Here is a 7,632-nt window from a genome sequence, read left to right as displayed (position 1 = left end):
CCGGGGGGGTGTTTTTTTTGATTGGGTGTTTCAGTACTTTTTTCGTCCTGAACGACCCTTTCATGACACTTGGGGGAGAGGTGACCCCTACTTGTTCGGGTCCCGCACCGCGCCGGTGTCGGCCGAAGTCGCCATCCGCGCGTAGGCCCGCAGCGCGGCCGTGATCGGCCGCTCCCGCGAGACCGGCTGCCAGGGCCGCTCGCTCGCCTCCATCTTCGCGCGGCGCTCGGCCAGCACGTCGGCGTCGACGAGCAGTTCGAGGCGACGCTCGTGGACGTCGAGCAGGATCCGGTCGCCGTTCTGGACCAGGCCGATCGCCCCGCCCGCGGCGGCCTCGGGCGAGATGTGCCCGACCGAGATGCCCGAGGAACCGCCGGAGAACCGGCCGTCGGTGATCAGCGCGCACTTCTTGCCGAGACCCGAGCCCTTGAGGAACGCCGTCGGGTGCAGCATCTCCTGCATCCCCGGGCCGCCCGCCGGGCCCTCGTAGCGGATCACCAGCACCTCACCGGGCTGGATCTCCTTCTTGAGGATGGCCGAAACCGCCTCCTCCTGGCTTTCCAGCACCCGGGCCGGGCCCTCGAAGTGCCAGAGGTCCTCGTCGATACCCGCCGACTTGATGACGGCGCCGTTCTCGGCGAGGTTGCCGCGCAGGATCGCGAGCCCGCCGTCCTTGGTGTAGGCGTGCTCGACGTCGTGGATACAGCCGCCGGAGGCATCGGTGTCCAAAGAGGACCAGCGGTTTTCGGTCGAGAACGCCTCGGTGGTGCGCACCCCGCCCGGCGCGGCGTGGAAGAGCTCTACCGCCCGCTCCGACGGCTCCTTCGCGCGGATGTCCCAAGTGGACAGCCACGACTCCAGGTCCGGCGAGTGCACGGAGTGGACGTCGGTGTTCAGCAGCCCGCCGCGGTACAGCTCGCCCAGGATGGCCGGGATTCCGCCGGCGCGGTGGACGTCCTCCATGTGGTAGTCCGAGTTCGGCGCGACCTTCGACAGGCACGGCACGCGGCGGCCGATGGCGTCGATGTCGTCGATGGTGAAGTCGACCTCGCCCTCCTGCGCGGCGGCGAGGATGTGCAGCACCGTGTTGGTCGAACCGCCCATCGCCATGTCGAGGGCCATAGCGTTCTCGAAGGCCTTCTTCGACGCGATCGAGCGCGGGAGCGCGGACTCGTCGTCCTGCTCATACCAGCGCTTGCACAGCTCGACGACCGTGCGCCCGGCGTCCTCGAACAGCGCCTTGCGCGCCGCGTGCGTCGCGAGGGTGGAGCCGTTGCCCGGCAGGGACAGCCCGAGCGCCTCGGTGAGGCAGTTCATCGAGTTCGCGGTGAACATGCCCGAGCACGAACCGCAGGTCGGGCAGGCCGAGCGCTCCACAATGGACAGCCCGTCCTCGTCGACGTCGGGGCTGGCCGACGCGGCGATCGCGGTGATCAGGTCGGTCGGCGCCTGCGCGACCCCGCCGACGACCACGGCCTTCCCGGCCTCCATCGGCCCACCGGAGACGAACACCACCGGGATGTTCAGCCGCATGGCGGCGTTCAGCATGCCAGGGGTGATCTTGTCGCAGTTGGAGATGCAGACCAGCGCGTCGGCCTGGTGCGCGTTCACCATGTATTCGACCGAGTCGGCGATGATCTCGCGCGAGGGCAGCGAGTACAGCATTCCGCTGTGGCCCATGGCGATCCCGTCGTCGACGGCGATCGTGTGGAACTCGCGGGCGACCCCGCCCGCCTCCTTCACCGCGCCCGCGACGATCTCGCCGAGGTCCTTGAGGTGCACGTGCCCCGGCACGAACTGGGTGTAGGAGTTCGCGATGGCGACGATCGGCTTGCCGAAGTCGCTGTCGGTCATTCCCGTGGCGCGCCAGAGCGAGCGGGCGCCCGCCGCGTTGCGGCCGTGGGTGGTGGTCCGGGAACGGAGTTGAGGCACGGCTTACTCCAAGGTTCGGGATGGGGACCAGGGCGAACGGGCGCCAAACTGGTCCTACCAATCCTACTCCCCGGGGGCCTCGTCCTTTTCCGGAGCCTTCTCCGCGGGCTTGTCGATGTCGTCCGTCAGCCCGGAGGGGTCGGCCATGTGGCCCGCGCTGACCAGCGAGATCACCGGCAGGTGGCGGGTGCGCACGGCGGGGAGGGCGATCTTGGACTCGTCCTTCAGCACCGCCTGCACCTTCGCCTTGTCGGTGATGGCGAGGCCCTTGAGCGAGGCCCACGGCAGGTCCCGGCGCCCGAACATCGTGCGGACTTCCAGTCCCTGGGACGTCGCCGTCGTGCGGGTCCGGATGACGAACACGGCCAGTGCGATCGGGAAGAGGTAGAGCCATTGGAGATACGGCACGTCGCCGAACGCGACAGGCGTCACACAGATGACGAGGAAAGCGATCGCCAGCAACGCCGTGTTCGGAATCTTGAAGACGGCTTTGGGAGCCTCGTTCGCCTGTTCCTGCTGCTTTTCTTCTGCCACGTCAAAGATGGTGCACCGCCGTCTTCCGGGCCTCGAACGCGGGTCGCGCCACGCGCCGAAGGTGTCCAGCATGCGGAATCGCCGTCCCGCAGAGTTGACACTCTTGACGGCGACCGACTAGCTTCACTCTCGTGACAACGCAGACCGGCCTCGTACTTCCCAAGCGCGTCGACGCTTAGGGAAGTCTCCGCTGCGTCGACGCGCGACCCTCGTGCGACCACTCCGGTCGGCGGGGGTTTTTTGTTGCCTGGAACAATTTCAATCGCCGAACCAGCAATGAATACCCGAACGAGTGACTAGACAAGACGAGGCAAACAAGCGATGACTAGTGCCACCTCGCGAGCAGAAGCGAACACCCCTGGAGCTCGTCCCAAGCCGGCGCCGCCGGCCGGGACCCCGGTGCGGGTCACGGGCGCGCAGTCGCTCGTCCGCTCGCTCGAGGCGGTGGGCGCGGAAGTCGTGTTCGGTATTCCCGGCGGCACCATTCTCCCGGCGTACGACCCGTTGCTCGACTCGACGAAGGTCCGCCACGTCCTGGTCCGTCACGAACAGGGCGCCGGCCACGCCGCCACCGGCTACGCGCAGGCGACCGGCAAGGTCGGTGTGTGCATGGCCACGTCGGGTCCCGGCGCGACCAACCTGGTCACCCCGCTGGCCGACGCGAACATGGACTCGGTCCCGGTGGTCGCCATCACCGGTCAGCAGTCCCGCGCGCTGATCGGCACGGACGCCTTCCAGGAAGCCGACATCTGCGGCATCACGATGCCGATCACCAAGCACAACTTCCTGGTCACCGACCCGGCGGACATCCCGCGCACCATCGCCGAGGCCTTCCACCTCGCCTCGACCGGCCGTCCCGGCCCGGTCCTGGTGGACATCCCCAAGGACGTCCTGCAGGAGATGACCTCCTTCTCCTGGCCGACCGAGCTGCGCCTGCCGGGGTACCGGCCCACGCTGCGCCCGCACGGCAAGCAGGTCCGCGAAGCCGCGCGGCTGATCAGCAAGTCGCGGCGCCCGGTCCTCTACGTCGGCGGCGGCGTCGTCAAGGCCGACGCCTCGCGCCAGCTGATGGAACTGGCCGAGCTGACCGGGATCCCGGTCGTCACCACGCTGATGGCCCGCGGCGCGTTCCCCGACTCGCACCCGCAGCACCTCGGCATGCCGGGGATGCACGGTTCGGTCGCCGCGGTCGCCGCGATGCAGCGGTCGGATCTGCTGATCGCCCTCGGCGCCCGCTTCGACGACCGTGTCACCGGGCAGCTGTCCTCGTTCGCGCCGGACGCCGCCATCGTCCATGCCGACATCGACCCGGCCGAGATCTCCAAGAACCGCAAGGCGGACGTGCCGATCGTCGGCGACTGCGCGGAGATCATCACCGAGCTGATCGAGGCCGTCCGCGCCGAGACCGACAAGTCCGCGAAGCCGGATCTGAAGGACTGGTGGACCCAGGCGAGCGCCTGGCGCGACGACTACCCGGCCGGCTACGAGTGGCCCGAGGACGGGACGCTGTCCCCGCAGTACGTCATCGAGCGCATCGGTTCGCTCGTCGGCCCGGACGCGGTCTACACCGCGGGCGTCGGCCAGCACCAGATGTGGGCCGCGCAGTTCGTGAAGTACGAGAACCCGCGCACCTGGATCAACTCCGGCGGCCTCGGCACTATGGGCTTCGCCGTCCCCGCCGCGATGGGCGCCAAGTTCGGCGTGCCGGACAAGCAGGTCTGGGCCATCGACGGCGACGGCTGTTTCCAGATGACGAACCAGGAACTGGCCACCTGCGCCATCGAGGGCGCGCCGATCAAGGTCGCCGTCATCAACAACGGCAACCTGGGCATGGTCCGCCAGTGGCAGAACCTCTTCTACTCGGAGCGGTACTCCAACACCGATCTCGGTACCCACAAGCACCGCATCCCCGACTTCACCCTCCTCGCGGAGGCGCTCGGCTGCGCCGGGCTCCGCTGCGAGACCAAGGAGGACGTCGACGCCACCATCCGGCGTGCCATGGAGATCAACGACCGCCCCGTCGTGATCGATTTCGTGGTGGGGAAGGATGCCCAAGTGTGGCCCATGGTGGCCGCGGGCACCGGTAACGACGAAATCATGGCCGTGCGCGGGATCCGCCCGCTCTTCGACGACGACGAGGTCGCCGCCGCTGGTGAAATCGACGCAGCGGAGATCAGCGCGGCGGCAGACGAAGGAGACGCCCGATGAGCGTGCACACCCTGAGCGTTCTGGTCGAGAACAAGCCCGGTGTCCTCGCGCGGGTTTCCGGACTGTTCTCCCGGCGTGGTTTCAACATCGAATCCCTCGCCGTCGGGCCCACGGAGAATCCCGAGGTGTCCCGGATGACGATCGTGGTCGCCGTCGAAGAGCTACCGCTCGAACAGGTGACCAAGCAGCTCAACAAGCTGGTCAACGTCATCAAGATCGTGGAATTGGAAAAATCCACAGCCGTGCAGCGTGAACTGCTGCTCGTGAAGGTCCGGGCCGACAACACCGTGCGCAGCCAGGTCCTCGAAACAGTGCAGTTGTTCCGCGCGAAGGTGGTGGACGTGTCTCCCGAGGCGCTCACCGTCGAAGCCACCGGGACCTCGGACAAGATCGGTGCCCTGCTCCGGATGCTGGAGCCCTATGGCATCCGCGAACTGGTCCAGTCCGGAATGGTCGCGGTCGGCCGGGGCTCCCGGTCGATCACCGCCACCTCCGCTCGCTAACGATTCTTTGTTTGTAAGTCAGGAAAGGAAGTAGTACCCCTCATGGCAGTGGAAATCTTTTACGACGACGACGCGGACCTTTCGATCATCCAGGGTCGCAAGGTCGCCGTGATCGGCTACGGCAGCCAGGGTCACGCGCACTCGCTGAGCCTGCGCGACTCCGGCGTCGACGTCCGCATCGGCCTGCCCGAGGGCTCGAAGTCGCGGGCCAAGGCCGAGGAACAGGGTCTCCGCGTGCTGACGCCGGCCGAGGCGAGCGCCGAAGCCGACCTGATCATGATCCTCGCGCCGGACACCAAGCAGCGCTTCATCTACGAGCAGGACATCGCGCCGAACCTCAAGGACGGCGACGCGCTCTTCTTCGGGCACGGCTTCAACATCCGCTACGACCTGATCAAGCCGCCGTCGAACGTGGACGTCGCCATGGTCGCGCCGAAGGGCCCGGGCCACCTGGTCCGCCGCCAGTTCGTCGACGGCAAGGGTGTCCCGGCGCTCATCGCGGTCGAGCAGGACGCCTCCGGCAACGCGCAGGCGCTCGCGCTCTCCTACGCGGCCGCCATCGGTGGCGCCCGCGCCGGTGTCATCAAGACGACCTTCACCGAGGAGACCGAGACCGACCTCTTCGGCGAGCAGGCCGTTCTCTGCGGTGGCGCCTCCGCGCTGGTGCAGACCGGTTTCGAGGTGCTCACCGAGGCCGGTTACGCCCCGGAGATCGCCTACTTCGAGGTGCTGCACGAGCTGAAGCTGATCGTCGACCTCATGTACGAGGGCGGCATCGCGCGTCAGCGCTACTCGATCTCCGACACCGCCGAGTACGGCGACCTGACCCGCGGCCCGCGCGTCATCTCGCCGGCGGTCAAGGAGGAGATGAAGAAGATCCTCGGCGAGATCCAGGACGGCACCTTCGCCCGCGAATGGGTCGCCGAGGACGAGGCCGGACGGCCGAAGTTCAACGAGCTCGAGAAGAAGGGTGACGAGCACCCGATCGAGGCGACCGGCAAGAAGCTGCGCGACCTGATGTCGTGGGTGGACCGGCCGATCACCGAGACCGCCTGATTTTCGCCCTGAGGGGGCCCTTCGCCACGTTCACGCGGCGAAGGGCCCCTTCGTTTTGCGCACCGGAAAGCGATAGCGTGGGCACCATGAGTGAGCAGCCGGTGGACGACAAGGCCCACATCCGGCACGAACTGGACCTGAGCGACGCGAAGTGGATCCGGGCGGAACCGGACGGCGCGAACCTCGAAGACTGCGTCGAGTACGCGCTTGTGCCGCACACCGACGGCGTCACCTACACCGCGATGCGCCAGGCGTCGCTTCCGGAAGGCGACGTCCTCGTGTTCACACCGTCGGAATGGGACGCGTTCGTGAAAGGCGTCCGGGACGGCGAATTCGACCTGCCGGGTTAGGCCAGCGCGAGCAGGTCGTCGAGCCGTCCGGTCGCGGCCGCGAGGGCGAGATGGTCGGCGTAGTCACGGGATTCGACGATCAGCCCGTCGCGCACGCGCAGCACGAAGATGTTGGAGACGCGGAATTCCGCGCTGTCCCCGACCGTGCCCTGATAGTCGAACTCGCCGATCACGACTTCGGGGTCGAGGGTCTCGTGGATCACCAGATCCCGGACCTGGAACCGGACCTTGCCCTGTTCGCCGAACGTGAAGTGCTCGCGCAGGTCTTCCCGGCTCGTCAAGGTCTTCGCCCCGGGCAGGAACGGGTGCGTGACATGGGTTTCCTCGGCGTAGAGCTCCGGCAGACCGGCCCAATCGCCGTCCGCGACGCCGTAGGCGAGCCGCTCGAAGACGCCGCGCGGGCTCTTCGGGTCCGCCGCCGACGCGGGGCGCGGCGAAACCGGCGTGATCTCCCGCTCCGCGGTCTCATAGCTCGTCTTCAGGTCCTCCAGACCCTCGCGCGCCGCGGTGAGGCGCAGGTAATCGTGGTAGTCGCGCGAGTGGGCGATGAGCCCGTCGCGTACCCGGAGGAGCTGGATGTTGGCGATGTCGAAGGACTTCCCGGTGTCCAGCGCTTCGCCGACGTTGCGGTACTCGGCGATGATCACCTCCGGGTCGGTTGTCCCGTGAATCAGGACATCCGCCCTGCTCATGCTCACGTTGAAGCCTCCGCCGAAGTTACGGCGGAGCGTCTCGCGGCCTTCGAAGCGGGTCGGCACGGGCGGGCGCTGCGGGTTTTCGACGACGGCGTCTTCCGCGTAGAGCTCGAAGAGCGCTTCCCAGTTTCGGGCGGTGATGCCTTCGGAGAGCTTGTCGAAGACGTCGCGGGGTGTGGTCATGAAGGTCTCCCAGTCAGACAAGAAGCGGAGTCTGTAGTCCGCCTTCGACGATACGGACTGCTGACTCCGGTTGTCCACCGGGCCGGGAGGCGGGTGTCATGAAAGGGTCGTTCAGGACGTTTTTCGTCCTGTAAGGTCCCTTAATTATAAAATTGGCGGTGGGGTGGAAAT

At 67.4% G+C, this 7,632-nt stretch carries 7 protein-coding genes; 4 read left to right on the top strand and 3 right to left on the bottom strand.

The window, feature by feature from the left end; all coding sequences use genetic code 11:
• Window positions 1–87: 87 nt before the first annotated feature.
• Both ilvD and AB0N89_RS40700 read right to left on the bottom strand, forming a co-directional pair.
• The gene (gene ilvD / locus AB0N89_RS40705; protein WP_364217006.1) at window positions 88–1,932 is read right to left on the bottom strand and encodes a dihydroxy-acid dehydratase; all 1,845 of its coding nucleotides are present in this window, start codon (window positions 1,930–1,932) and stop codon (window positions 88–90) included.
• Window positions 1,933–1,995: 63 nt separating this feature from the next.
• The gene (locus AB0N89_RS40700) at window positions 1,996–2,466 is read right to left on the bottom strand and encodes a PH domain-containing protein (protein ID WP_364217003.1); all 471 of its coding nucleotides are present in this window, start codon (window positions 2,464–2,466) and stop codon (window positions 1,996–1,998) included.
• 321 nt (window positions 2,467–2,787) lie between these two features.
• Here AB0N89_RS40700 and AB0N89_RS40695 point away from each other — a divergent pair, with 321 nt between their 5' ends.
• The 4 genes from AB0N89_RS40695 to AB0N89_RS40680 all read left to right on the top strand — a co-directional run bounded on the left by AB0N89_RS40695 (window position 2,788) and on the right by AB0N89_RS40680 (window position 6,583).
• The gene (locus AB0N89_RS40695; protein WP_364217000.1) at window positions 2,788–4,674 is read left to right on the top strand and encodes an acetolactate synthase large subunit; all 1,887 of its coding nucleotides are present in this window, start codon (window positions 2,788–2,790) and stop codon (window positions 4,672–4,674) included.
• Window positions 4,671–5,177 (top strand): acetolactate synthase small subunit, encoded by a 507-nt coding sequence (gene ilvN, locus AB0N89_RS40690; RefSeq protein WP_005162051.1) that lies wholly within the window; start codon window positions 4,671–4,673, stop codon window positions 5,175–5,177. Before AB0N89_RS40695 ends, ilvN begins: the two co-directional genes overlap by 4 nt.
• A gap of 42 nt (window positions 5,178–5,219) precedes the next feature.
• Window positions 5,220–6,233: a ketol-acid reductoisomerase gene (gene ilvC / locus AB0N89_RS40685; RefSeq protein ID WP_005162052.1), complete on the top strand. Its 1,014-nt coding sequence runs from the start codon at window positions 5,220–5,222 to the stop codon at window positions 6,231–6,233.
• Between the two features lie 86 nt (window positions 6,234–6,319).
• Window positions 6,320–6,583, top strand: a complete 264-nt coding sequence (locus tag AB0N89_RS40680) for a DUF397 domain-containing protein (RefSeq protein ID WP_364216996.1) — start codon at window positions 6,320–6,322, stop codon at window positions 6,581–6,583.
• On the opposite strand, the gene AB0N89_RS40675 is transcribed toward AB0N89_RS40680, so the two are convergent.
• Window positions 6,580–7,461, bottom strand: a complete 882-nt coding sequence (locus AB0N89_RS40675; RefSeq protein ID WP_364216993.1) for a nuclear transport factor 2 family protein — start codon at window positions 7,459–7,461, stop codon at window positions 6,580–6,582. The two genes, AB0N89_RS40680 and AB0N89_RS40675, sit on opposite strands and share 4 nt — an antisense overlap.
• Window positions 7,462–7,632: the final 171 nt, after the last annotated feature.

This window comes from Amycolatopsis sp. NPDC089917 (assembly GCF_040684635.1).
In the GTDB taxonomy this organism is placed as follows: Bacteria; Actinomycetota; Actinomycetes; order Mycobacteriales; family Pseudonocardiaceae; genus Amycolatopsis.
The sequence above is the reverse complement of the archived record's forward strand: the minus strand, read 5'-3'. Positions and strand labels throughout refer to the sequence as shown.